This is a genomic window from Microbacterium sp. GQ128 (assembly GCF_059758615.1).
This window is the reverse complement of sequence record NZ_JCAXDY010000003.1, coordinates 606724-632932: the sequence shown is the minus strand read 5'-3', so window position 1 is coordinate 632932 and position 26209 is coordinate 606724. Positions and strand designations below refer to the sequence as shown.

At 68.9% G+C, this 26209-nt stretch carries 18 protein-coding genes; 9 read left to right on the top strand and 9 right to left on the bottom strand.

Annotated features, from left to right (window positions below):
• Positions 1–14: 14 nt before the first annotated feature.
• The 3 genes from AC6CHX_RS13105 to AC6CHX_RS13095 form a co-directional block, all read right to left on the bottom strand.
• Positions 15–1202: an ROK family transcriptional regulator gene (locus tag AC6CHX_RS13105; RefSeq protein WP_136042692.1), complete on the bottom strand. Its 1188-nt coding sequence runs from the start codon at positions 1200–1202 to the stop codon at positions 15–17.
• Between the two features lie 79 nt (positions 1203–1281).
• The gene (locus AC6CHX_RS13100) at positions 1282–4545 is read right to left on the bottom strand and encodes a family 20 glycosylhydrolase (protein ID WP_498273161.1); all 3264 of its coding nucleotides are present in this window, start codon (positions 4543–4545) and stop codon (positions 1282–1284) included.
• The gene (locus AC6CHX_RS13095) at positions 4536–5753 is read right to left on the bottom strand and encodes a type III PLP-dependent enzyme domain-containing protein (RefSeq protein WP_498273160.1); all 1218 of its coding nucleotides are present in this window, start codon (positions 5751–5753) and stop codon (positions 4536–4538) included. Before AC6CHX_RS13095 ends, AC6CHX_RS13100 begins: the two co-directional genes overlap by 10 nt.
• 26 nt (positions 5754–5779) lie before the next feature.
• Between AC6CHX_RS13095 and AC6CHX_RS13090 the strand changes: the two genes are divergently transcribed.
• Entirely contained in the window at positions 5780–6184 is a 405-nt protein-coding gene (locus AC6CHX_RS13090; RefSeq protein WP_136042695.1) for a RidA family protein, read from the top strand.
• 106 nt (positions 6185–6290) lie between these two features.
• Positions 6291–7781, top strand: coding sequence for a L,D-transpeptidase family protein (locus AC6CHX_RS13085; protein WP_498273159.1), 1491 nt, complete (start codon positions 6291–6293; stop codon positions 7779–7781).
• Between the two features lie 63 nt (positions 7782–7844).
• On the opposite strand, the gene AC6CHX_RS13080 is transcribed toward AC6CHX_RS13085, so the two are convergent.
• The gene (locus AC6CHX_RS13080) at positions 7845–10064 is read right to left on the bottom strand and encodes an NADP-dependent isocitrate dehydrogenase (protein WP_498273158.1); all 2220 of its coding nucleotides are present in this window, start codon (positions 10062–10064) and stop codon (positions 7845–7847) included.
• Positions 10065–10240: 176 nt separating this feature from the next.
• Between AC6CHX_RS13080 and AC6CHX_RS13075 the strand changes: the two genes are divergently transcribed.
• The 7 genes from AC6CHX_RS13075 to AC6CHX_RS13045 all read left to right on the top strand — a co-directional run bounded on the left by AC6CHX_RS13075 (position 10241) and on the right by AC6CHX_RS13045 (position 18934).
• The gene (locus AC6CHX_RS13075) at positions 10241–10699 is read left to right on the top strand and encodes a GNAT family N-acetyltransferase (protein WP_136042698.1); all 459 of its coding nucleotides are present in this window, start codon (positions 10241–10243) and stop codon (positions 10697–10699) included.
• A gap of 206 nt (positions 10700–10905) precedes the next feature.
• The gene (locus AC6CHX_RS13070) at positions 10906–11919 is read left to right on the top strand and encodes a LacI family DNA-binding transcriptional regulator (RefSeq protein WP_498273157.1); all 1014 of its coding nucleotides are present in this window, start codon (positions 10906–10908) and stop codon (positions 11917–11919) included.
• A gap of 128 nt (positions 11920–12047) precedes the next feature.
• On the top strand, positions 12048–13355 hold the full coding sequence (locus AC6CHX_RS13065; protein WP_498273156.1) for an ABC transporter substrate-binding protein: 1308 nt from the start codon (positions 12048–12050) through the stop codon (positions 13353–13355).
• Between the two features lie 56 nt (positions 13356–13411).
• Positions 13412–14377, top strand: a complete 966-nt coding sequence (locus AC6CHX_RS13060) for a carbohydrate ABC transporter permease (RefSeq protein ID WP_136042700.1) — start codon at positions 13412–13414, stop codon at positions 14375–14377.
• Complete coding sequence (locus AC6CHX_RS13055; RefSeq protein ID WP_498273155.1) at positions 14377–15267, top strand: carbohydrate ABC transporter permease; 891 nt, start codon at positions 14377–14379, stop codon at positions 15265–15267. Before AC6CHX_RS13060 ends, AC6CHX_RS13055 begins: the two co-directional genes overlap by 1 nt.
• Positions 15264–17498 carry an alpha-xylosidase gene (gene yicI, locus AC6CHX_RS13050; RefSeq protein ID WP_498273154.1) on the top strand — a complete coding sequence of 745 codons (2235 nt, stop codon included), beginning with the start codon at positions 15264–15266 and terminating at the stop codon, positions 17496–17498. Before AC6CHX_RS13055 ends, yicI begins: the two co-directional genes overlap by 4 nt.
• On the top strand, positions 17495–18934 hold the full coding sequence (locus AC6CHX_RS13045) for a GH1 family beta-glucosidase (RefSeq protein ID WP_498273153.1): 1440 nt from the start codon (positions 17495–17497) through the stop codon (positions 18932–18934). Before yicI ends, AC6CHX_RS13045 begins: the two co-directional genes overlap by 4 nt.
• Before the next feature lie 28 nt (positions 18935–18962).
• Here the strand turns inward: AC6CHX_RS13045 and AC6CHX_RS13040 are convergent, their stop codons facing one another.
• From AC6CHX_RS13040 to AC6CHX_RS13020, 5 genes are all read right to left on the bottom strand, one after another.
• Positions 18963–19778, bottom strand: a complete 816-nt coding sequence (locus tag AC6CHX_RS13040; protein WP_498273152.1) for a hypothetical protein — start codon at positions 19776–19778, stop codon at positions 18963–18965.
• Positions 19779–19899: 121 nt separating this feature from the next.
• The gene (locus AC6CHX_RS13035; RefSeq protein ID WP_498273151.1) at positions 19900–21714 is read right to left on the bottom strand and encodes an ABC transporter ATP-binding protein; all 1815 of its coding nucleotides are present in this window, start codon (positions 21712–21714) and stop codon (positions 19900–19902) included.
• The gene (locus AC6CHX_RS13030) at positions 21711–23663 is read right to left on the bottom strand and encodes an ABC transporter ATP-binding protein (RefSeq protein WP_498273150.1); all 1953 of its coding nucleotides are present in this window, start codon (positions 23661–23663) and stop codon (positions 21711–21713) included. Before AC6CHX_RS13030 ends, AC6CHX_RS13035 begins: the two co-directional genes overlap by 4 nt.
• Before the next feature lie 361 nt (positions 23664–24024).
• Positions 24025–24522 carry a methylated-DNA--[protein]-cysteine S-methyltransferase gene (locus AC6CHX_RS13025; RefSeq protein WP_498273149.1) on the bottom strand — a complete coding sequence of 166 codons (498 nt, stop codon included), beginning with the start codon at positions 24520–24522 and terminating at the stop codon, positions 24025–24027.
• Entirely contained in the window at positions 24519–26039 is a 1521-nt protein-coding gene (locus AC6CHX_RS13020; protein WP_498273148.1) for an AlkA N-terminal domain-containing protein, read from the bottom strand. Before AC6CHX_RS13020 ends, AC6CHX_RS13025 begins: the two co-directional genes overlap by 4 nt.
• Between the last annotated feature and the right edge of the window lie 170 nt (positions 26040–26209).

Below are 26209 nucleotides of genomic sequence, written 5' to 3'. Positions count from 1 at the left end.
GGTGCAGAGGAGCGTCACGACACGCCCAGCTGACCGGAGAGCACCATCACCGCGGCACCGCGCAGGACGATGTCCTCCTGATGTGTCCGGCGCACGACGACGTCCTCGAAGACGCCCTCGAGCGTGCGGGCGTGCAGCGTCTCGATCGCGGCGTCGATCAGGATGCCGTCGAGCAGATCTGCGGGTCCGGAGAGCACGACCTCGGAGAGATCGAGGGCCGCGACGATCGGAGCGATGGCGATCGCCATGCGGGTTCCGGCGTCGCGCAGGATCTCGTCGCGGGCGTCGGGGTCGGACTCCAATGCCGCGCGCAGGCGGCTGACGCTCAGCCAGGCTTCGAGGCAGCCGTCCTTGCCGCAGGCGCACCGGGGACCGCCGTCGGTGCCGACGACGACGTGCCCGATCTCCCCCGCCGCGAAGCGGCTGCCCAGCAACGGCTGGCTGCCGGTGATGAGCCCGGCGCCCACGCCCTTGCCGATCTTGATCAGCATGAAGTCGGCCTTCGCGTCCCCGAAGGTGTATTCGGCGAGCACCGCCGCGTTGGCGTCGTTCCTGGCGAGGACGGGCAGATCGAGGTCGATGCCCAGCTTCGCCTCGAGGGGGAAGTTCGTCCAGCCGAGGTTCGGCGAGCTGAGCACGAGTCCATCGGGCCGCACGACCCCGGGGGTGCCGATGCCGACGCCCAACAAGGGCTGCGTGGAGGCGGCGACCAGGGTCTTCGCGAGTTCGTGCAGGGCGGCGTACGCCGCCTCGCCGTCGGGCGATTCCGGCCGCGGGACTTCACGCCGCTCGAGCACGTCGCCGTCCAGGCTCAGCACGGCCCCGGTGAAAGCACTGGGACCCGAGAGATCGAGGCCGAGGATCTGATGGCCCACGCGGTCGATGTCGATCAGGATCGGAGGCTTGCCGGGCCCGACGGCCTCGCGAACGCCCATTTCGACGACGATGCCGTCGGCGATGAACTCCGCGACGAGATCGGAGATCGTGACCCTGGTCAGGCCCGTCTCGCGCGAGAGGTCGGCACGACTCATCGCCCCGGCGTGATACAGCGTCTGCAGGACCAGTGCACGGTTATGACCGCGGGCGTGCTCGGGGAGCACTTTCGCGCGCGAGCGCAGGTGGCGCCCAGGACCGAAGGCATGCGTGTTCGCGCCGAGGTACTCCACCTGCGGCGCGGGACGCTGTTCATCCGAAACGGACATGTTTGTTAGTAGACCTTACGAACAAAATTTGTGCAACCTCTCCTCGGAGACGCGCGGGGAGGGTTACCGAAACGTTACATTAATTTCGATACTCGGCGGAGGCGTTGTGCGATCGCTCGAGAAGGCGTGCCACCAGACCGGCGACGATGTGCTCGCGCGCCTCGATCGTCAGGGGCTTGCCCGGCACGCCGGGACGCCGCTGATCGGGCGCAGGTCCGTCCAGTGGACGATACCGCACCCCCGCCGCACGGAGGCGGCACAGGTGCGTCGACAGACGTCGTCCGAAGTCCGCGTAGGGTGGCGGCTCGCCACCCTCCCAGAGCCGTTCGGCGATCGCCGCCAGCCGCGGGAACATCGCGAAGTCGACCCGATCACGGGTGGGCAGATGCTCGCTCCAGACGTTGGCCTGCCCGCCGACGGCCCCGTCCTCGACACGCAGCGTGTAGGCGCGTTCGATCGTCAGCGGAGGGCCGACCCTGATGGGCTCCTCCGCGGACTCGGACTGCGGGTAGTCGAGGTACACCTCGAGGTCGGGGCAGGCCACGACCTCGATGCCGCGCGCGAGAGCCGCACGCATCGCGACCGGGCCGCGCCAGGCGAGGATCCGGACCCCGTCGGGGACATCCCCCTCGAGCACCTCGTCCCACGCCAGCGCCGTGCGACCTCTCGCGCGGACATGTGCGACGAAGTGGGCCGTGAACCAGGGCTGCACGTCGTGCGCGGAGGCGAGTCCGAGCTCCTGCATCCGGGTGGCGGCTGCAGCGCTCTGCTCCCATTCGGTCACGGGCACCTCGTCCCCGCCGATGCCGATCCACTCCGAGTCGAACACGTCGCACAGGGCGTCGATGGCTGCACGGCCGAATGCCAGCGAAGCCTCGGTCGGAGCGAGCGTGCGCGGGTTCACACCGAACCGCTCCCACGGCGAGTCGACCGGATCTCCGACATCGGTGTTCCCGAACTCGGGATACGCGGCGAGCGCGGCCTGGACATGACCGGGCAGCTCGACCTCCGGGACCAGCGTGACGAAGCGATCGGCGGCGTACCTCACCAGATCCCGCAGCTCGGCCGTCGTGTAGAAGCCCTCGTGGATGCCCGGCTCGACGGTCGCGAGCGGACCGTGACCGCGCTGCGTCGCCGCTCGACGGGCACCGACCTCGGTGAGCCGGGGGAAGCCCGGCACCTCGAACCGCCACCCCTGATCGTCCGTGAGATGCAAGTGCAGGACGTTGAGGTGATGGTCGGCCAGAAGGTCGATGAGCCGACGCACCTCCTCTACGGTCCGGAAGTGGCGTGCGACGTCGAGCATCGCGCCCCGCCACGCATAGGCGGGTGCTCCCTCCCACACGCCGGCCGGGATCGGCGTCGCGGCTCCCTCCGGGTCGCGCAGCTGCCGCAGCACCGTTGCGCCGCGGTACACGCCGGCGGGAGTCGCGCCACGGACCTCGATGCCCGATTCGCTCACGCTCACGCGGAACGCCTCGCCTCCGATGCGCCCGACCGCTGCGGCATCGTCGCCGAGCGTCTCGTCGACCACGAGGCGGATGCACTGCCCTCCGTCGTCATCACCGATAGCGCCCAGCGTGGCCGCAGCGGTCGCGAGCTCCGCGGGGGCAACCACGGGCGTCTTGTCCGACCAGGCGAACCCGGGCGCCATCGGGTCGATGCGCGGGTCGATGCGGGGCACCGTGGCCCGATGGGGCGCCGGCGGCATCCGCAGCGCCCGGCCCGGCGTCGCGCCGGTGGGCTCGCCGTCGAAGACGACGGGCACTCCCCCGACCAGCACCTCGACGATGCCGAGCGGTGCGGCGAACGGCTCGTCGAAGGTCGCCCCGGCCGCGATGGTCTCGGGGTCGAACAGCACGAGGTCGGCGGTCGCACCGGAGCGGATCACACCGCGCGGAGCATCGTCGCGGTCGAGGCCCAGCCGCCTGGCGGGCGTCCCCGTCAGATGCTGCACCGCCTCCTCCAGCGTGAGCACGCCCAGTTCGCGCACGTAGTGTCCGAGATACCGCGGGAACGTGCCCCTCCCGCGGGGATGCGGCCGCGCGCCGATCAGGATCCCGTCGCTTCCCCCCGTGTGCCGCGGATGGCGCATGATCGCGCGGACGTTCTCCTCATCGCCGATGTGCATCAGGATGCCCGTGGCACCGGCATCGGCGACGATCGTGTCGAGCACGATGTCGACCGCTCGGCGCCCCGTCTTCTCGGCGATCTCGGCCACCGTCCGACCGACCAGGTCTGCGAGAGCAGGATGGGCCGTGCCCGAGATCTGGATCTGCGTCCAGTCGGCCCTCTCGCCGTGGAAGCCGTCGCACCCGATCTCCTCGAGTTCCACGCGAACGGCCTCGCGGCCGGCCGCGTCGAGCTCGGAGACGGCCCGCAACAGGTCACCCGTCGCGGCGAGCCTGCTCGGCAGCAACGCGGCGAGCGTCGTTGCTCCCGGCAGATAGGGATAGGTGTCCAGGGTCACGTCGACGCCATCCGCGATGGCCTCGTCGATCAGGGCCAGGAGCTCCGCTGCCCGCCCCCGGTTCGGGGCGAAGTTCATCGTGGCGTGGGTGAGGTGGATGGGGCATCCGGTGCGGCGACCGATGTCGAGCACTTCCCGGTAGGCGTCGAGTGCTCCCCCGCCGTAGCTGCGGGTGTGCGGCGCCCAGTAGCCGCCACGCTCCGCGACCACGCGGCACAGCGCTTCGAGTTCTGCCGTGTCGGCATACATTCCCGGCGTGTAGGTGAGGCCGCTCGACATCCCGAAGGCGCCGGCGTCCAGCGCTGCACCGAGCAGGTCCGCCATCGCAGTGATCTCGACCGCTGTCGCCGGGCGGTTCTCGTGCCCGACGACCATCAGCCTGAGGTTCCCCTGCGGCACGAGCACCGCGGCGTTGGCCACGGCTGCCGCATCGATCGCAGCGAGCAGGTCGCCCATCGTCCGCCACGGCACCTCGGCCGGCATGCCGTTCCATCCGGCGATCTGCCCGGGGATGATGGCGGCCGCGTCGTCATCGAGCGGGGCATAGCCGAGGCCGTCCTGACCGAGCACCTCGGTGGTGACGCCCTGCCGGATCTTCGCCTCGTGCGCGGCCCCGCTCAGCACGGCGAGGTCGCTGTGCGCGTGCATGTCGATGAATCCCGGCGCCAGCACGAGACCGGCCGCGTCGATCTCCACCGCACCCTCCGGAAGCTCGAGGACCCCGGCGCTCCCGAGTGGCAGAACCGCCGCCACCCTCGCGCCCTCGACGGCGACGTCGGCCACGTAGCGCGCCGACCCCGCCCCATCGACGACCGTCGCTCCGCGGTACACCCGCACCAGGCCGGCAGCGGCCTTCTCCGCACTCAGAAGCATGTCGCGACCGCTCCGATCACGCGCGGATCCTCGGCATCGGGATCATCGATCACCGCGACCACGCGCCACTTGTCGAACGCCGTGCAGGGGTGCGAGAGCCCCAGACGCACCACGTCGCCGACCGCCGCCGACGCGCCGTCCGCCAACCGCAGGAACGCATGCTGATCGTTGAGCGCCGTGATCTCGCCGTCGACCGACTGCGGGACCGGCAGATCGAGATCGAACGGCACATCGCGTCGGCCCGCATCCAACAGGGCGAGGCCTTCCTCCGGCTGAGAGACGACGCGCGACCAGGTGTGCATCGCGGAACTGAGCCGAGCGGTTCCGGTCAACGGACCGAACGGCGACATGCGGGAGTAGAAGCCGTCGTCGTGGATCTGGAAGGCACCCGAGCGCAGCACGACATCGGCATCGGCGCCCTCGGGCGCGAGGACCGCCCCGGCGCGATCGGGGAAAGAGCTGCCGCCCGCGCTGAGCACGGGACGGACACCCTCGGGGTACACCAGCCGCGTGTGGAGCTCGACGATCGTCCGGAGATACGCGTCGACGGCCGCGACGGAGGGAGCGCTGCGATCCGGCCCGAACGGACCTTCGTATCCGGCGACGCCGGCGAGTCGCAGCCCGGAAGACTCCGAGATCGCCTGCGCGATCCGCTCTCCCTCGTCCACGCTGCGCGCGCCGGTCCGGCCCTGCGCCCCACCGAGTTCGACCAGCACGTCGAGCGGCCGCGCGGCACCGCGCATCCCGTCCGCCAGGATCGCGACGCCGTCGAGGGAGTCCGCCCAGCACAGCACCCGCAGCCCCTCATCGGCGGCGAGCAGCGCACTCAGTCGCCGCACCGCGGCCACGTCCGTGACGGCGTTGGCGATCAGCACCGTCGGGACACCGGCGTCGACGGCGACCTCGGCCTGCCACGGTGTCGCGACCGAGATACCCCACGCACCGGCATCGAGCAGCCGCTGCCAGAGGGCGGGCGCCATCGTGGTCTTGCCGTGCGGCGCGAGCAGCACCCTCTGCTCCCGCGCCCACGCGAAGACGGTCCTCTCGTTGTGGTCGAGCGCCCCCTCGTGCACCGTGAGCACCGGCGTGACCAGGTCGGAAAGGTGCAGATCGGCGCCGGCGACCTCCGAGAGTCGGAGTCCCGCAGCATGCGCCGGGAAGCCCTTCGTCCAGGCGCCGAGAACGGGATCCGGAATTTGTAGAGGCATCTAACAAGGCTACTAGGCTGGATGACATGACTGCGAAGATCCGAGTTTCCACCGATGCCGCCCCCGCTCCCGCGCACACCTTCTCTCAGGGGATCCGCAAGGGGGCGTTCGTCCAGGTGTCCGGCCAGGGCCCGGTCGACCCGCAGACGAACGAGTACCTCTTCCCGGGCGATGTCGCCGCGCAGACCACGCGCACACTCGAGAACGTCAAGGCCATCGTCGAGGCATCCGGCGCGACTTTCGACGACGTCGTGATGCTGCGCGTGTACCTCACCAAGCGTGAGGACTTCCCGATCATGAACGATGCCTACGGCGCCTTCGTGACGGCGAACACCCCCAGCGGGATCCTCCCGTCGCGCACGACCGTCTTCACCGGTCTGCCCCGCGAGGAGATGCTCGTCGAGATCGACGGCATCGCCATCGTCGACTGACCGCCGGCGCGGGGAGGGACGATATCACGGACCGTTGCCTCCCCGTTACCTCCCATCCCGTACCATTGGACGTCTAGGACACGTTTGAGAGCCGGGGGGTGAGTTCGTGACCGATCTGATTTCCGCGCCGGGCGCAGCAGCAGAGGCGCATGGCGACGATGCCACGCCCACCGCAGTACTCACGCCGCGAGAGCCGGGTTCCGCCACCGAACCGCCCACCACGGGTGAGCAGCCCTTGGCCTGGGCGCCTGTCGAGCCGGCACCGAAGAAGCGTCGCCTCGGGCTCTGGATCGGGCTCGGACTCGGTGTCGTCGCGTTGGGCGCAGGAGCCGCCTCGATGGTGCTCATCGCGCCGGGAACCACCGTCGCCGGGATCCCGGTGGGATGGATGACGCCCGGTGCCGCGGCCGAAGCGATCAGCACGCATCTCGCCGAGACCGAGGTCACGCTCACCGGCGAGGGAGACGACGCAGTGCTCACCGGCGCCGACCTCGGCGCGTCCCTTGATGCGACCGCTCTCGCCGATGCCGCCTTCGCCGAGCGCCCCCTGTGGAACCTCGGCATGTGGATGGGCGATCCGGTTCCCGCCGACATCGCCCTCGATGCCGAGAAGGCTTCTACGGCGCTGCGCAGCGCCGTGCCCACGAGCTTCCAGGACCCGGTGGACGCCGGCGTCGCATTCGACCCCGCCAGCGGAAAGTACATCGTCACGGCCTCGGAGCCCGGCACCGGAATCGACGTCGACGATCTCACCGCCGCCTTCACCGACGCGGTAGCTGAGGGGAAGACGTCTCTCGAATACCCCGGCGGTCCGGCCGAGGCCCTGCCTGCCGTCTCCGACGACGACGCCACTGCGACCGCCACCGGGCTGAACACGATGCTCGGGACGATCGGCTTCTACGTCGGCGACGAACGCACCGTGCCGGTCAAGCCCGCGGTCGCCGCCACCTGGTTGACCGTGGTCGCCGAAGAAGGTCAGCTGCGCATCGAAGCCGATCCGCAGGCCATCCAGGCCACGGTCGATACGCTTCCGGGTCTCGTCGACCGCGCGCCTGTCAACGCCACGAACATCGTCGACTCCGCCGGCACCGTGCTGCGGGCCGAGCAGGAGGGCGTCGTCGGCCGCGCCGTCGGCGACACGTCGGGTGTCGCCGAGCAGTTCGCGCAGCAGCTCGCCGCCGGCGACGGTGTCTTCAAACTCACCGTGGGCGAGACCGCGTTCGAGACCGTGAACCTGTTCCGCCGCATCGAGATCAACCTGAGCTCGCAACGCGCCTACCTGTTCCAGAACAACGAGGTCGTCCAGTCCTGGGCGGTGTCGACCGGCCTGCCCGGCACGCTGACCCCGGCCGGCAACTTCAAGGTGTTCGCGCACACGGCCATCCAGGACATGGGCTGCTACGAGGGCGCGCCCTACTGCACCGAAGACGTCCCCTGGATCACCTGGTTCGCACCGAACATCGGGTTCCACGGCACCTACTGGCACAACAACTTCGGCCAGCGCATGAGCCACGGCTGCGTGAACCTCCCGATCGACCTCGCCAAGTACGTCTACGACTGGTCGCCGGTCGGCCTCGAGGTGTCGGTCTACTACTGAGCCGCTCTGGCGCGGACATGAAGAAGGGGGTGGATGCCGAAGCATCCACCCCCTTCTCGTGTGTCAGCGCAGTGCGTCGACGATGCCGTTCAGCGTCGTGGACGGACGCATGACCGCGGCGACGAGCTTCTCGTCGGGACGGTAGTAGCCGCCGATCTCCACCGGCTTGCCCTGCACCGCGTTGAGCTCAGAGACGATCGTCTCCTCGTTCTCGGCGAGCGTGGCGGCGATCGGTGCGAAGGCCGCGGCGAGCTCGGCGTCCTTCGTCTGCTTCGCCAGCTCCTGAGCCCAGTACAGGCCCAGGTAGAAGTGGCTGCCACGGTTGTCGATCGTGCCCAGCGCACGGCCCGGGGAGCGGTCCTCTTCGAGGAAGGTGCCGGTCGCGGCATCCAGCGTCTCAGCCAGCACGCGGGCCTTCTCGTTGCCCGTGCGGTCGGCGAAGTGCTCGAGCGATGCGGCCAGCGCGAAGAACTCGCCGAGCGAGTCCCAGCGCAGGTAGTTCTCCTCGACCAGCTGCTGCACGTGCTTGGGGGCGGAGCCGCCCGCACCCGTCTCGAAGAGACCGCCGCCCGCGAGCAGCGGGACGATCGAGAGCATCTTGGCGCTCGTGCCGACCTCGAGGATCGGGAACAGGTCGGTGAGGTAGTCGCGCAGCACGTTGCCGGTGACCGAGATCGTGTCGAGCCCGTGACGCATGCGGGCGAGCGTGTAGCGCGTAGCCTCCTCAGGCGCGAGGATCGTGATCGTGAGGCCCTTGGTGTCGAGCGTCGCCAGCCCCTGGTGCACCTTCGCGATGATCTGCGCGTCATGCGAGCGGTTCGCGTCGAGCCAGAACACGGCCGGCACGCCGGTCGCGCGGGCGCGGGTGACCGCGAGCTTGACCCAGTCCATGACGGGGATGTGCTTGGTCTGCGTCGCGCGCCAGATGTCGCCCTTGCCGACCGTGTGCTCGATGAGCACCGTGCCCTCGCTGTCGAGCACCTGGACGATGCCGTCCGCAGCGATCTCGAACGTCTTGTCGTGGCTGCCGTACTCCTCGGCCGCCTGCGCCATGAGCCCCACGTTCGGGACGGTGCCGATCGTGGCGGGGTCGAGCGGTCCGTTCGCGATGACGTCGTCGATCACGGCCTGGTAGACGCTCGCGTACGAGGAGTCGGGGATGACCGCGAGGGTGTCGGCCTCTTCACCGTCCTTGCCCCAGAGCTTGCCACCGTTGCGCACGAGCGCGGGCATCGAGGCGTCGACGATCACGTCGCTCGGCACGTGCAGGTTGGTCGTGCCCTTGTCGGAGTTCACGTAGGACAGGCGCGGACCCTCGGCGATGGCCTTGTCGAACGCCGCGGCGATCTCGTCGCCGCCCGTGACGTTCGCGAGCCCTGCGAGGATCGATCCGAGACCGTCGTTCGCGCTGAGTCCGGCTGCAGCCAGCTTGTCGCCGTACTGCGCGAACACGTCGGCGAAGAACGCCTTGACCACGTGACCGAAGATGATGGGGTCGCTGACCTTCATCATGGTCGCCTTGAGGTGCACCGAGTAGAGCACGTCGTCGGCCTTCGCCGTGGCCAGAGTCTCGGCGAGGAACGCGTCGAGTTCGGTGGCGGAGAGGAACGTCGCGTCGATGATCTCGCGCGGCAGGACCTTGAGCCCCTCTTTCAGCACGGTGACCGTTCCGTCTTCCGCCGTGTGGCGGAAGCTCAGGACGTCGTCGTGGGCCGCGACCCAGGACCGCTCGTTGTGCTTGAAGTCATCGTGCCCCAGAGTGGCGACGCGCGTCTTCGATCCCTCGGCGAACGGCTTGTTGCGGTGCGGGTGCTTCTTCGCATAGTTCTTCACCGCGAGAGGCGCACGGCGGTCGCTGTTGCCCTCACGCAGCACCGGGTTCACGGCGGAGCCCTTGATGCGGTCGTACCGCGCGCGCACGTCCTTCTCTTCGAGCGACGACGGCTCGTCCGGGAAGTCGGGGATGTCGTAGCCCTGCTCCTGCAGTTCCGCGATGGCGCCCTTGAGCTGCGGGATCGAGGCCGAGATGTTCGGCAGCTTGATGATGTTCGCCTCGGGGAGCGTGGCCAGGCCACCCAGCTCGGCGAGGGCGTCACCCACCTGCTGCTCCGGCGTGAGCTTCTGCGGGAAGGCGGCCAGGATGCGGCCGGCCAGCGAGATGTCGCGGGTCTCGAAGTCGATGCCCGCCTGACCCGTGTAGGCCTGGATGATCGGCAGGAACGAGGCGGTGGCCAGTGCCGGCGCCTCGTCTGTGTGGGTGTAGATGATGGCTTCGTCGGTCACCGGGAGGTTCTCCGCTCTTGTGGTCTATTTGTCTCGATACCAAGATACCTGAGTGGCCTCGAGCCCGCGGCCCCGGCCTCTCCACGCCGCCCGAGGAGTGGAGACGAACGGCCAGATCTGGACGAAAAGTTCGACCGAACCGTGTCGGGTCCGCCGCGAGGCGTTAGCCTGGGTCCATGTCCGAACTGCGCATGGTCGAACTCTCCGCTGCGACGATCGTCGCCGTGAACAACCTGTCGCTCAAGCCCGGGCAGGAGCAGTTCCTCGCTCCCGTCTCGTACGGGATCGCAGCCACAGTCATCAACCCGCAGACGTCCTGGCAGCGGGTGATCCTCGATCGCAACGAGGTCGTCGGCTTCGTCAGCGCGAACTTCGATCCCGAAGCGCCGGAGGAGCACTTCCGCTCCGTGCTGTGGCGCATCAACGTCGACGCCGACGATCAGGGTCGCGGCGTCGGCCGCTTCGCCGTCGAGGCTCTGGTCGACGAGGCCAAGGCGCGCGGCGTCGACCACGTGAACGTGATCTACGAGGCCGGCGAGGGCGGGCCCGAGACCTTCTTCCACCGCGTCGGCTTCACCCCTGTCGGAGAGACCGAGTACGGCGAGGTCATCGCCGAGATCCGCGTCACGTCCTAGGGCCGGCGGCGGGGTCTCGAATCCCCTCCCCCATCGAGACCTCGTCGCCCCTGACCGCGGGATCGCTCCCATGGTCACGAACCCGGATTTGTTGCGCATGACCACAAAAGGCTTGCGTCCCGCATCGGGTCGTGCCTATCATCGCTGGAGAAGCTTGAGCGAAACGCTTCGACGATTACTTCCCACACGTTGACGATGGAGTCCCGATGACGACGATCCATGAGGTGGCACGCGCCGCCGGCGTGTCGATCAGCACGGTCTCCTACGCGCTCAGCGGCAAGCGTCCGGTCTCGGAGAAGACCCGCCTGCGCATCGAGGACGCCGTGCACGCGCTCGGGTATGAGCCCGATGCCGGTGCGCGCATGCTGGCCGGTCGCCGCACGCACATCTTCGCTCTGACCGAGCCGCTGCGCGCGGACACGCATGCACCGACCCACATGGCCTTCGTGCTCGCGACCGCGGTCGCCGCGCGACGACAAGGCTTCGACATCCTCCTCCTCACCGACGAGCAGGCCTCAGAGGGCATGAACCGCGTGGCGGCGAGCAACCTCGTCGACGCGATCCTCGTGCTCGACGTCGCTCCCGACGACGAACGCGTCCCCATCGCCCGCTCCATCGGCACGCCCACCATCTTCATCGGCCTGCCCGACGACAGCGCCGGCCTGACCTGCGTCGACCTCGACTTCGAGGCGGCCGGTCAGCTGGCCGTGGACCGTCTCGCCGACGCGGGTCATCGACGCATCACCCTGCTCGGTCAGACCGAAGTCTCATACCGCAAGTCGAACTTCCCCCGCCGGCTGCTCCGCGGCGTGCAGGAGCAGGCAACCGCCCGCGGGGTGGCTCTCGACTGGTCGGAGTCGGGCGCATCGGTCACGGATGCGGCCGCCGTGCGCGCATCCGTGGAGGCGGCGCTCGCTCGCGGCGATCGCGCGTTCATCGTGCACGCCGTCGACGACGTGCATCAGGTGCTGCTGTCCGTGCTGGCCGAACAAGGCCTCCGCGTCGGCGACGACGTCTCGGTGGTCTCCGCTGCCGCATCCTTCGACACATCGGCGCTGCCCGTTCCCGTCGACACGATCCCTCTCGTTCCGCAGCGATCGTGCGAACTCGCGGTCGACCTGGCGGTCCGCCATCTGGACGACCCGCTCGCACCCGCCGAGATCCATCTCATCCCGCCCGAGTACCGCTCGGTCGGCTCCGTCTCCCCCGCCCGAGACTGACCGTCTCCCCACGCTCCCGCAAGGCATGGTCGCTGTCGAAACGCTTCGACGATGTCTCACTCACAACTGAACAATCCGACCCAGTGAAGTGTCCGGCCCTTGGGGCCATTGAGAAAGGAGTGCCGACGATGGCACGCACCACCCGCAGGACGAAGGCGTTGGCCCTGGTGGCCGCGCTCACGACGACCGGCATCGCGCTGAGCGGCTGTACAGCCGGTTCCGGTGACGACGGCGGCGACGGCCAGACCCTCAAGCTCTGGCACTACGAAGGCGCCGACAGTGCGATGGGCAAGGCCTGGGCCGAATCCATCAAGATCTTCGAGGAGGAGACCGGAGCGAAGGTCGAGTTCGAGGAGAAGTCCTTCGAGCAGATCCAGAAGACCGCCAGCCAGGTGCTCGACACGGATGCCGCGCCCGACCTGATGGAGTTCAACAAGGGCAACGCGACCGCGGGCTTCCTCGCCTCCACCGGCCTGATCGCCGACATCTCGGACGCGGTCGAGGAGTACGGGTGGGACGAGAAGCTGGCACCGTCGCTGCAGACCACCGCCAAGTACTCGGAAGACGGCGTGATGGGCGGTGACACGTGGTTCGGAATTCCGAACTACGGCGAGTTCGTGGGCGTCTACTACAACGAGGATGCCTTCGCCGCAGCGGGACTCGAGATCCCCACGACGTACGAGGAGTTCGTCGACGTGCTCGACGCCTTCGTCGCCCAGGGCGTCACGCCCCTCGCGGAAGCCGGCGCCGAATACCCGCTGGGGCAGCTCTGGTACCAGCTCGCCCTGCTCGAGGCCGATCGCGGCTTCGTCGACGACTACCAGCTCTACGAGACCCCCGTCGACTGGCAGGGCCCGGAGGTCACGGCTGCCACCGAGACCCTGAAGGAGTACGTCGACAAGGGCTACATCGCCTCCGACGTGTCATCGGTCAAGGCGGAGGACGCAGGCGTCTCGTTCATCAACGGCTCGTCGCCGATCTTCGTCTCCGGCTCGTGGTGGTTCGGCCGCTTCGTCGCCGAGGCCACCGGCTTCGACTGGTCGATGGCGGCATTCCCCGGAGCCGACCTCTCGCTCGGCTCCTCGGGCAACCTCTGGGTCGTTCCCGAGAACGCGGCCAACAAGGACCTCGCCTACGAGTTCATCGATATCACGATGCGCCCCGAGATCCAGGCGATCATCGGCAACAACGGCGGCCTGCCCGTCGCGGCCGACACCGCCGACATCACCGACGAGAAGAGCGCGGCCCTCATCGAGACCTTCAACGGGGTCCTCGACGCCGACGGCCTCTCCTTCTACCCGGACTGGCCCGCACCGGGCTTCTACGACGTGATCGTGCAGGAGCTGCAGGGCCTCGTCACCGGCGTGCAGGACGTGAAGACCACGAACAAGAACCTCGGCGAGCAGTACGACGAGGGCACCGCCGAATTCCGTTGATCGACCTGCGGGGGCGACGTCCACGGATGCCGCCCCCGCACCTCCTGGAGATGAAGATGTCACTCGCCACCCGCCGCGAGGGCCGCACCAAGCTGCCGCCCGAACAGCCGTCGATCCCGCAGCGCAGCGGTGGGACCGGTGCCTACTGGTTCTACCTGCTCCCCGGGTTCGTGCTCCTGCTCATCGTCGTGATCGTTCCGCTGATCTGGAACGTGTACCTCACCTTCACGAAGTGGAAGGGGGTGCGCGCACCGGAGTTCATCGGGCTCGAGAACTGGCAGAAGATCCTCACCGACAGCGACTTCTGGACCTCGTTCACGAACTCGGTGTGGATGATCATCGCGATGGTCGTGGTGCCGACGATCGTGGGGCTCGTCGTCGCCGCACTGCTGTTCGACGTGGTCGGACGCAAGTTCGGCGGCAAGGTCGGCAGCTTCCTCCGGGCCACCTACTACCTTCCGCAGATCCTCCCCATCGCCGTCGCCGGCATCGTGATCGGCTGGATCGTGCGCCCGGGCAGCGATGGTGCCCTCAACCAGATGCTCGGCTGGTTCGGCCTGCCCGCCTACGACTGGCTCGGCCAGATGCCGTCAGCGCTCATCGTGCTCATGGTCGTGATGGTGTGGGTGCAGCTCGGCTACCCCGTCGTGGTCTTCATGGCCGCACTCCAGCGCGTCGACCCGGAGCTGTACGAGGCCGCGGAGCTCGACGGCGCGAACTGGTTCCAGCGGTTCTCGGCGATCACGATGAGCATCATCCGCCCGGAGATCTTCGTCGTCACCCTGACCTGCACGATCGCCGCGCTCAAGGTGTTCGGTCCGGTCTACATCATCACCCGCGGAGGCCCGGCCGGCGCCACCCTGGTGCCTGCTTACTACGCCTACCAGGAGTTCTTCACGAAGCGGAACGTCGGCTACGGCGCCACGATCGCCACCGTCCTCACCATCGTCGTCGTGATCGTGTCGATCATCTTCATCCGCGTCCAGAACTCCCTCGAGCGCAAGGAAAGGGCGGGTCTGTGATGCACGCCACCACCGCCATCGTCACCGGAAAACCCGCCAAGACGCGTCCGCGCGGCGGCATGACCAAGAAGCGCCCGATCGACTGGCTGCTGCTCGTGCTCGTCATCGTCGGCGCGCTGCTCGTCATCGCGCCGTTCTACCTGGTGCTCGTGAACTCCTTCAAGTCTCCCGTCGACTACGCCACCTCCGGCCCCCTCGCCCTCCCCGAGTCGCTCGACTTCGGCGGCATCATCAAGTTCTGGGAACGGGTGAACTTCCCGGAGAAGGTGTGGAACTCGATCTTCATCGCCGGGATCGTGTCGGTGCTCGCGGTCGTCATCTCGATGCTCAACGCCTTCGCGATCGGCATCGGACGCGTGCGCGGTCGCTCCTGGATCGTGCTGCTGTTCCTGATGGCGAACCTCCTGCCGCAGGAGGCGCTGCTCTACCCGCTGTACTACATGTTCAAATCCGTCGGACTGTACGACAACGTGTGGTCGGTGATCATCGTGTTCACCGTCATCCAGGCGGCCTTCGGCACCTACCTGCTCTCGTCCGTCTACGGCACCTTCCCCAAGGAGGTCCTCGAGGCCGCGTCGCTCGACGGTGCCAGCCGCTGGCAGATCCTGTGGCGCGTGATCTTCCCGATCAGTCGTCCGACACTCTCGGTCCTGTTGATCTTCTTCTTCATCTGGACCTGGAACGAGTTCCTCATCCCGCTGACGTTCCTCGCCTCCAACGCGAATCAGACGGTTCCGGTGGCCATCAGCGTGCTCCAGGGCGACCGGCTGATGGACGTGACCACCACGAGCGCCTCGGCGCTGCTCGGCATCATCCCGACGCTCATCTTCTTCCTCATCTTCCAACGCACCCTCACCAGGGGCATCACCGCAGGAGCAGTCAAGCAATGAAGTTCACCGACGGGTTCTGGCAACTGCGTCCCGGAGTCTCGGCGCTCTACGCGCAGGAGGCGTACGACATCACCGAGACCGACGAGACGCCGGACGGGACCGGCATCGTCATCACGGCACCCACGATGGTCATCGCGAAGCGCGGCGACACCCTGAACCGGCCCGTGCTCACCACCACCCTCTCCTCCCCCGCCGAGGGCATCATCCGAGTGCGCATCGCGCATCACGCCGGCGGTCGATGGCACGGCGGATTCACGCTGCCGGGCGCGGGCGCCGGCACGGCCTCGATCACCATCGGCGACCAGGGGGGCGTGCTGGACGCCGGGTCGCTGGTCGCCCGCATCGCCCCCGGCGATCCGTGGGACCTGTCGTTCGAGGTCGACGGCCGCCGAGTGACCGGCAGCGGACACAAGGCGCAGGGCTACGTGCGGCTGGCGGACGACGCGCAGGTCGATCGCGGGATCGTCGGCAACGGGCGCCAGGGCGGCGCGGCGCCCCGAGCATCCGCCTACGTGCACGAGCAGCTCGACCTGGGCGTCGGGGAGCACGTGTACGGGCTCGGCGAGCGCTTCGGACCGCTGGTGAAGAACGGTCAGACCGTGGAGATCTGGAACGCCGACGGCGGCACCTCCAGCGAGCAGGCCTACAAGAACGTCCCGTTCCATCTCTCCGATCGCGGCTACGGCGTGCTCGTGAACGACCCGGGCCACGTCTCGTACGAGATCGGCTCGGAATCCGTCGAGCGCGTGCAGTTCTCGGTCTCCGGCGAGGTGCTCGAGTACTTCGTGATCGCGGGCCCGACGCCGAAGGACGTGCTCGGTCGCTACACGGCCCTCACCGGCCGCCCGCCCGTGGTCCCCGCCTGGTCGTACGGGCTGTGGCTGTCGACGAGCTTCACGACCGACTACGACGAGCAGACCGTGAACTCGTTCATCGACGAGATGTCCGCACGCGAGCTGCCGGTCTCCGTCTTCCACTTCGACTGCTTCTGGATGCGCGAGTTCCAGTGGTGCGACTTCGAGTGGGATCCGCGGGTGTTCCCCGACCCCGAGGGGATGCTCGGGCGCCTGCACGACAAGGATCTGCGGGTCTGCGTGTGGATCAACCCCTACATCGCCCAGCGCTCCCCGCTGTTCCGCGAAGCCGCCGATCAGGGCTTCCTGGTGAAGCGCGCCGACGGCTCGGTGTGGCAGTGGGACCTCTGGCAGGCCGGCATGGGCCTCGTCGACTTCACGAATCCCGACGCCACAGCCTGGTACCAGTCGAAGCTGCGGGGCCTCGTCGCCCAGGGCGTGGACTGCTTCAAGACCGACTTCGGCGAGCGCATCCCCACGGATGTCGTCTGGTCCGACGGCGCAGACCCCGAGCGCATGCACAACCTCTACACCGAGCTCTACAACCGCGCGGTGTTCGACGTGCTCACCGAGACGCGCGGGGAGGGCGACGCGGTGCTGTTCGCGCGCTCGGCGACCGCGGGCGGGCAGAGCATGCCCGTGCACTGGGGCGGCGACTCCACCTCGACCTACACGTCGATGGCCGAGACGCTGCGCGGTGGCCTGTCGCTCGCACTGTCGGGCTTCGCGTTCTGGAGCCACGACATCGGCGGGTTCGAGGGCATGCCGGACGCCGGTGTCTTCAAGCGCTGGACCGCCTTCGGGCTCCTGGGTTCGCACTCACGCTTCCACGGGTCGAGCTCGTACCGGGTGCCGTGGGCGTTCGACGAGGAGGCCGTCGAGGTGACGCGCCAGTTCACGCACCTCAAGATGCGCCTCATGCCGTACCTGTACCAGCAGGGGCTGGACGCCGCGGCGACGGGCGTGCCGCTGATGCGTCCGATGATGCTGGAGTTCCCCGAGGATCCGGCCACCGCATACCTCGACCGGCAGTACATGCTGGGGTCCGATCTGCTCGTCGCCCCGGTGTTCACCGAAGACGGAGAGGTCGACTTCTACCTCCCCGCCGGGGAGTGGACCTCGCTGCTCACGGGCGAGACCGTGACCGGCGGCGGCTGGCGACGGGAGAAGCACGGGTTCGACTCGCTGCCGCTGTACGTGCGGCCGGGCACGGCGCTCCCCTGGGGTGCACGGGTCGACCGCCCGGATTACGACTACCATGACGGACTGCGGCTCCGGGTCTTCCCCGGCGGCGCCGGCAGCACCACCGTCACGGTGACGGACCCCGATGGCCGCGCCGAGGACTACACCGTCGACCTCGAGGAGATCACCGCATGACCAGTCTGCTCACGCCCCGCGATGACTACCGCGGCTCCGGCCTGGTGTTCCCCGATGGGTTCACGTTCGGATCCGCCACGGCCTCGTACCAGATCGAGGGAGCGGCAGCGGAGGACGGCCGGACCCCGTCGATCTGGGACACCTTCAGCAAGACACCGGGTCGGGTCTGGAACGGCGACACCGGCGACGTCGCATGCGATCACTACCATCGCGTGGACGAGGACCTCGATCTGATGTCCGACCTGGGGCTCGAGGCCTACCGGTTCTCGATCGCCTGGCCGCGTATCGTCCCCGCGGCGTCCGGCGAGGTGAACCAGGCCGGGATCGATTTCTACTCCCGCCTGGTCGACGGGCTGCTCGAGCGCGGAATCCGTCCGGTGGCGACGCTCTACCACTGGGACCTCCCGCAGTATCTCGAGGATGCCGGCGGCTGGACATCGCGAGCGACCACCGACGCCTTCGAGCGCTACGCCGAGATCATGGGCACGGCACTGGGCGACCGCGTGCACACCTGGACGACCCTCAACGAGCCGTGGTGCTCCGCCTATCTCGGCTACGGCCAGGGCGGCCACGCACCGGGACGCCACGAACCGGCATCGGCGCTGTCGGCCGTCCACCACCTCAACCTCGCCCACGGGCGCGCCGTGCAGGCGCTTCGCGCGACCTCCACCGGCGACCCCGACTACTCCGTCACCCTGAACTTCCACGTGCTGCGCGGACAGGGAGACGGCGCCGCGGAGGCGATGCGCCGCATCGACGCTCTCGCCAACCGCGCGTTCACCGGCCCGATGCTGCGCGGCGAGTACCCGACCGATCTGCTCGAGGACACCGCATCGGTCACCGACTGGGGCTTCGTGCAGGACGGTGACCTCGCCACGATCGCCCAGCCGATCGACGTGCTCGGCGTGAACTACTACTCGACCGCGACCGTGCGCCTCTGGGACGGCGTCTCGCAGAAGCAGCAGAACGACGGACACAAGGGTGCCGCCGGCGGAACGGCCTGGCCCGGCAGCGACCAGCTGGTCGAGTTCGTGGAGCAGCCCGGCCCCTACACCGCGATGGGCTGGAACATCGCTCCGGAGGGCCTCGAGGAGCTGCTGGTGTCACTCTCCGAGCAGTTCCCCGAGCAGGCGCTCATGGTCACCGAGAACGGCGCCGCATTCGAAGACGAGGTCGCCGCAGACGGTGCGGTGCACGACGTCGAGCGCACCGACTACCTGCGCCGCCACTTCACCGCGGCGCACCGGGCGATCGAACGCGGTGTGGACCTGCGGGGGTACTTCGTGTGGTCGCTGCTCGACAACTTCGAGTGGGGATACGGCTACGCCAAGCGATTCGGGATCGTGCGGGTCGACTTCGACGACCTCGCCCGCACCGTGAAGGATTCCGGCCGCTGGTACCGGGAACTCATCCGCACCCGCGCCGTGGAGGGCTGACCTCGCACCGGGCGTCGCCGGGCGGCCGTCAGGGACGGTCGTCCGGCTTGCCGGGCTTCTTACGGTTGGTCCAGGCGGCGATAGCGGATGCCGCCGCACCGGCAGCACGGTCGATCGCCTCGGCCGAGCGGCTCAGCATGTCCTGCGCCGCATCCTGCCAGGCCGCGTTCGGCGGGGCCTCACCGGCCTGGACCCTCGCCGCATGCTCCGCCGCCTCGAAGGCGCGCTCGAGCTCGGAGACGGCGTCGCGATAGGCCGCGAAGTCGCCAGGGGTGGTCTTGCCCGAGACCGCGCGCCGCATCTCGGCCGCGTGCCCGGATGCCCGCAGGTACGCCGCCGTGGCGGGGAGCTTGACGTCGGTCATCGCGGGATAGGCGATCTGCAGAGCGGGGTCGGTCTCGTACCGCATCCACCGGACCGTCACGGCATCGTGCGCGGCATGCAGCCGTTCCACGGGGCCGGGCTCGGAGGCCGTCGGCACCGCCGCGCGCGCGGCGTTCAGGCGCACCTGCCGGGCACGCACGTCGGCCGAGGCCGCCTTGGCGTCGCGCTCCCGCTCCTTGAGCATCCGTCGCGCTCCGGCGACCTGCTCGGCCGTCGCGCGCTGCGCCGCACGTTCCGCCGTGACACGGGCGAGGTCTGCACGGGCGATCTTCAGCGCGATGCGTCGCTCGGACGCGATCCGCTGCGCGGTCCTGAGGTCCTGACGCGCTGCATCGACCTCGAGCCGGCGCCCGCTCATCGTGCTGCTCCGGCGACGCAGACCGATCGCACCGGCCGTTCCCGCAGCGACTGCGGTCGGCGCGATCCACCACCACTCGGCGGCGAGCAGCAAAGGATCCATGATCCGATGCTACCCAGCCGTGGCGACCGCCGGATCCCCTCTGCCGCGCGCGCGGGGCCGATCCCCACCCTTGCGGGCACGGGGTGTTCCCGTGCCCGCAGAGGTGAGGTGATCGGTGTCATCAGACCAGTGTCTCCTGCCAGGCCGCATGCAGCTGGGCGAACTTGCCGGTACCGCCGATGAGCGCGGCCGGAGTGTCGTCCTCGATGATCCGTCCGTGCTCCATCACCAGCACCCGGTCGGCGATCGCGACCGTCGACAGGCGGTGCGCGATGATGATCGCGGTGCGGTCCTTGAGCAGGGTCTGCAGCGCATCCTGGATCAACCGCTCCGACGGGATGTCCAGCGAGGCGGTGGCCTCGTCGAGGATCAGCACCGCGGGGTCGGCGAGGAACGCCCTGGCGAACGAGATGAGCTGACGCTGGCCGGCCGAGACTCGCCCACCGCGCTTGTTCACATCGGTGCCGTAGCCGTCGGGCAGCGAGGAGATGAACTCGTCCGCTCCCACCGCACGTGCGGCCGCCCTGATCTCGTCGTGCGACGCATCCGGCTTGCCGAGTGCGATGTTGTCGGCCACCGTTCCGCTGAACAGGTAGGCCTCCTGCGTGACCATGACGATCGCGCGGCGGAGGTCCTTCGGGTGCAGCGAGCGGAGGTCGATGTCATCGAGCGTGACCCGTCCCTCGGAGGGGTCGTAGAACCGCGAGATGAGCTTGGCCAGCGTGGACTTGCCCGCGCCGGTCGTGCCCACCAGAGCGATCGTCTCCCCGGCGGGGATGTCGAGCGAGAAGTTCGGGAGGATCGTCTTCTCGCCGTTGTAGCCAAAGGTCACCTCGTCGAACCGGATGTGACCACGAGACTCCCACAGGTCGACCGGCTTCTCGGGATCCGGAACCGTCGGCACCTCCTCGAGCACGCCCGACACCTTCTCCAGCGCGGCCGTGGCCGACTGGTAGGAGTTCAGGAACATCGCGATCTCCTGCATCGGAGCGAAGAAGTTCCGGACGTACAGGACTGCCGACAGCAGCACACCGACGGTGAGCGCCCCCTCCGAGACGCGGATGCCGCCCCACAGCACGACGATGCCCAGCACGAGAGCTGCGACGCCCATGAGACCGGGCTCGAACGTGCCGAACAGCAGCATCGAGCGACGGTTGACATCGCGGTACTCCCCCGCGATCTCCTGGAACGACTTGTCGTTGCGCGGCTCCTTGCGGAACGCCTTGACGGCGCGGATACCGGTCATCGTCTCGACGAACTGCACGATCACCTTCGCGCTGATCACGCGCGACTCGCGGTAGACCAGCTGCGAGCGCGAGTAGAACCACTTCATCAGGAAGAACAGCGGCACGCCGCCGATCGCGAGGATCAGGCCGGACTGCCAGTCCCAGAAGCACAGCGCGATGAAGGTGAAGAGTCCGAAGAGCACGCCGGAGACGAGCTCGTTCAGGCCGCCGTCGAGGAGCTCCTTGATCGAATCGAGGTCACTCGTCTGGCGCGAGATGATGCGCCCGGAGGTGTACGACTCGTGGAACTCCAGGCTGAGGCGCTGGGTGTGCAGGAAGATCCGCTTGCGGAGGTCCAGCAGCACCGCCTGCGTCAGCTTGGCGGCGATGATGACGTACCAGGCGATCATCACGGCGGCCAGGATGCCGGCGGCCAGGTAGATGCCGCCGATCATGAATGTCGGCATCCAGTCGGCCTGGTCGATGGCTGCCGGCAGGGCACGGTCGAGGCCGATGCTGATCAGGATGGGACCTGCGACCTGCAGCGCGGTCGAGATGATCAGCACGGCGGCGGCCAGCACGATCTGCGGCTTCAGCGGGCGCACCAGCGATCCGAGCAGCCGGAGCGACCGACGACGGATCTCCCGGCTCTCCTCGCGGGTGTACTCGGAACGATCCTCGTCCTGGGTTCCGGTGATGGCGGAGCTCATCGCTGCACCTCCTTCTCTTCATCGAACGTGGTTGCTGAGCCAGTCGAAGCATCGTCGGCGGCCTCGGCTCTGCGGCCCTGGCGGACCTCATCCTCGACCTCGAGCTGCTCGTCGCGGATGATCGGGATCGCCCCGGTCCGCGCCGCCGCCTCGGCCTCCAGGCTGGAGATCACGTGACGGTAGTGCCGGCTCGTCTTCAGCAGCTCGGAGTGGGTGCCCACCGCGGTGACGCGACCGGCCTCGAGCAGCGCGACCCGGTCGGCGAGCGCGACGGTCGAGGGACGGTGCGCCACGATCAGAGCCGTGGTCTCTGCGAGGACGTGCCGCAGTGCCTCTTCCACGAGCGCCTCGGTGTCGACATCGAGCGCCGACAGCGGGTCGTCGAGCACGAGCACCTTCGGCGCCGCCGCCACCGCGCGGGCGAGGGCGAGACGCTGACGCTGCCCACCGGAGAGGCTGAGCCCCTCCTCGCCGATCACGGTCTCGACGCCGTCGGGCAGCGAGTCCACGAACGACGCCTGCGCGACGTCGAGCGCTTCACGCAGCACGCGCTCGCCCTCTTCGCTGTGCACGTCGAGGTCGGCGCGGCCGAGCAGCACGTTCTCGCGCACGGTCGCCGAGAACAGCGTCGCATCCTCGAAGGCCATCGCGATGTGCCGGCGCAGCTCGGACAGCGGAAGATCGCGCACATCGACGCCGTCGAGCGTGACCTTGCCGCCCGTCACGTCGTACAGGCGCGTGGGCAGCGTCGTGAGCGTGGTCTTGCCGCTGCCGGTGAGACCGACGAGCGCCATGGTCTCGCCGGGGCGGAGGACCAGGTCGATGCCGTCGAGCAGATCGCGTTCGTGCGACCCTGCGTCCTGATACCGGAAATGGGCGTTCACGAACGCCAGCTCTCCGCGCGGGTTCTCGATGTGCACGGGGTTCTCCGGGTCTGTGATCGTGTTGGTCTCGGAGAAGATGTCGAACACGCGGTCGGTCGCCGTGCGGGCGTCGAGCATGAACGAGAACAGGAAGCCGATCGACTCGATGGGCCAGCGAAGCACGACGGCCATCGCGAAGAACGCGAACAGCTGCGCCTCATCGATCTGCCCCTGCGAGATCAGCCAGATGCCGGACATCAGGCTGAGCCCGAACGCGATCTGCGGCATCATGTCGAGCCAGAACCAGATCGACGCGATCGCGCCGGCCTTGCTCATCTCGGTCTCGCGCAGCGTCTCGGCCTGACGGCTGAATCGGCTGAGCGCGTGCTTGCCACGGCCGAACGCCTTCAGCACGCGGATGCCGTGCACGCTCTCCTCGACGCTGGTCGCGAGGTCGCCGGCCTGGTCCTGGCTGCGGCGGGTGAGCGCGCCGTAGCGCTTCTCGAACAGGTAGCCGCGGATCCACAGCGGGATCGCGGTGACCAGGAAGATCGTGCCGAGCAGCCAGTGCCAGCGGAACAGCAGCACCGATCCGATGATGATCGTCAGGACGTTGACGACGAGCAGCACGAGACCGAAGGCCAGCCAGCGGCGGATGAGGCCGATGTCCTGCATCATGCGGCTGAGCAGCTGGCCGGAGCCCCACCGGTCGTGGAACGAGACCGGAAGGGTCTGCAGGCGCGAGTAGAGCTCGGTGCGCATCTTGTACTCGACCTCGGTCGAGGGGTTGAGCACGAACTGGCGACGCAGCCAGACCATCAGCGCCTCGCCGAGGGCCAGCGCGAAGACCGCGAGGGCGCCCCAGACGATGGCGTTGATCTCGCCGGTGCGGACCGGCCCGCTGATGATCTGCTCGAGGACGATCGGGATCATCAGGGCGATGATCGCCGCGATGAGCGCGCTGGCCGCACCTCCGGCGAGCCGCCAGATGACGGGCTTGACGAAGGGCTTCAGCCGCCACAGCGCGGCCGGGGTGGAAAGGGTGGACGAGGGCGAGGAGTTCTGCGCGGAAGGCGAGGAAGACATGTCTCTCAGACGAGTTTCGTATGGAATGCGGTTGCGGAAGGGGACGGATGCGAGAGCGGACTCGCAGAGTCCGGCATCCGACGAAGAAGGGGCGGGGTGGCTCTAGGAGAGCGGACGCGCCGGGGTCGAGCCGAGAGCTGCGATCCGCGCGGTGGCGATCGTGGTCATGGTGTCCTCCTCAGGGGCTCGGCTGTGTCGTCCGGTTGGCGCGACAGCCCACCAGCCTATTGCTGTGAACCAGCTGAACACAAGACGCATTCCCGATTTGTTCGGCGTCTTTCCCTGTGATCGGACTTCGCCCCCGTCCGCACACGCGTTCGCCGCGCCGCCGGATGTCGGCAGCGCGGCGAAGTACCGTCGTTCAGGCGGCGATGCTCTCGCGCGCGAGCAGGCTCTCCTTCACGTCCAGCCCCCAGGCGAAACCGCCGAGGGTGCCGTCGGTGCGCAGCACACGGTGGCACGGCACGAACAGCGCCGGGGCGTTCCTGGCGCAGATCGAGGCGGCCGCACGTACGGCGTTCGGGTTGCCGAGCAGCTCCGCGAAGCCGGTGTAGGTGAGCGGTGCTCCGGGCTCGATCGCCCGCAGCGCCGACCATCCCACGAGCTGCAGGGCGGTGCCCGACTGCTTCACCGCGACCGCGTCGATCGCGGACAGGTCGCCCGCATAGAAGGCCAGCGCGGCGTCTGCGGCATCCGTGTGACCCTCGCGGAGCTCTTCGGGGCGGAGCGCCGGCGACAGTCGCGCGAGGATCGCCTCCACGTCGGAGGTCCACCCCGATGACAGCACCCGCTGACGCTCGTCGGCGAGGATCGTGAAGGCCCCGTCCGGGGTCTCGATGGTCTGGATGAGAGCGGTCATGAGGTCTCCTTCGATGTCGTGTGGGTTGTGGCGGCCGCGCGGGCGGTGGATGCTGCCCGTCGGGGTCCGGCCGGTCGCACCGGGGCGGCGCGCCAGAGATGCGCACTCAGATAGCTGCGCCAGGGGGCCGTGCGCTCGGCCCAGGCGGTAAGCGCTCGGGCCTCGCCCGGAAGCCCGGAGGCCGCAGCTCCCGCACGCAGCGCGACGTCGCCGGGGAGCAGGATGTCGGGGTCGCCGAGCACGCGCATGCGCACGTAGTCGGCCGTCCACGGTCCGATACCCGGCATCGCGAGGAGGGCCTCGCGCTGCTCGACGCCGTCGTCGCCCACGGTCAGGGTCAGGGAGCCGTCGGCGAGGGCCGCGGCCGCGCCGGTGATCGCGCGGATGCGCGCGGCCGGGCCACGCAGCACGTCGGCCCCGCGTTCGGCGATCGCCGCCATCGTGGGGAAGAGCAGTCCCCGCTCGGTGCGCTCCCCCAGCGCCTCGGTGAGCGCGATGAGCGCCGTGCGGGCGGCGACCACCGTGATCTGCTGCCCGACCATGGCGCGGATGAGCATCTCGTGCGGGTCTGCCGAGCCGGGAACGCGCATGCCGGGCGTGCGGGCGACGAGCGGAACCAGCTCGGGGTGCGCGGAGAGCGCCTCGTCGATCGCCAGCGGATCGGCGTCGAGGTCGAAGATGCGCCGCACGGTCGACACCAGCGGCGCCAGATCGCCCAGGCGCGCCACACGGGCGCGCAGGTGCAGGCGCTGTGTCGCATCCTGACTCACCTGGAACCAGGCAGGACCGCCCGCCATCCGGAGGTGCCGGGAGAACGACGTCGCCGTGGTCTCTTCGACGCCGGGGACGGCACGTGCCGCCATCCAGGTGAAGATGCCGCTCGCGTCGAGTGGACCGCGGTACGGCAGGACCAGGTCGATGGCGCCGGGAACCGCGGATGCCGGCAGTCGTCGACGCGCCCTGAGCTCGCCGGGGGTGAGGCCGAAGACCTCGCGGATCGTGTCGTTGCACTGGCGGATGCTGGCGAAGCCTGCCGAGAAGGCGACGTCGGAGATGGGCATGTCGGTGCCGACGAGCAGCATCCGCGCCGTGTGCGCGCGGTGCGCCCTGGCGAGGGCGAGGGGTCCGGCGCCGAGTTCGGTGGTCAGCAGACGCGTGAGGTGCCTGCTCGAATATCCCAGGCGCGCGGCGAGCCCCGGCACACCCTCGCGCTCGACGACGCCGTCGGAGATGAGCCGCATGGCGCGGGCCGCGACGTCGCCGCGGATGTCCCACGCCGGCGACCCGGGGGCGGCTTCGGGGAGGCAGCGCTTGCATGCACGGTATCCGGCTTCGTGCGCGGCCGCGCTCGTCGGATAGAACGTCACGTTCTGCGGCTTGGGCGTGCGCGCAGGGCAGCTCGGACGGCAGTAGATCCCGGTCGAGCGCACTGCCGTCACGAACTGCCCGTCGAAGCGGTTGTCGCGCGCGCTGATGGCACGGTAGCGCTCGTCGAAGTCGATCACGGGGAAGCTCATGCCTCCATGCTGTCACGGGCCTCCGACGTCGACTGGCGGAAATCGGACATGGCGGTGGCGGAGTCCGGCGAGCCGCCCCGAGACCCCTACACAACGCCGAGACCCCGGCCTGCACGCGTCGGCAGGTCGGGGTCTCGGCGAGAAGCGGGGGTTTCGGCGCGGGTCGGGGG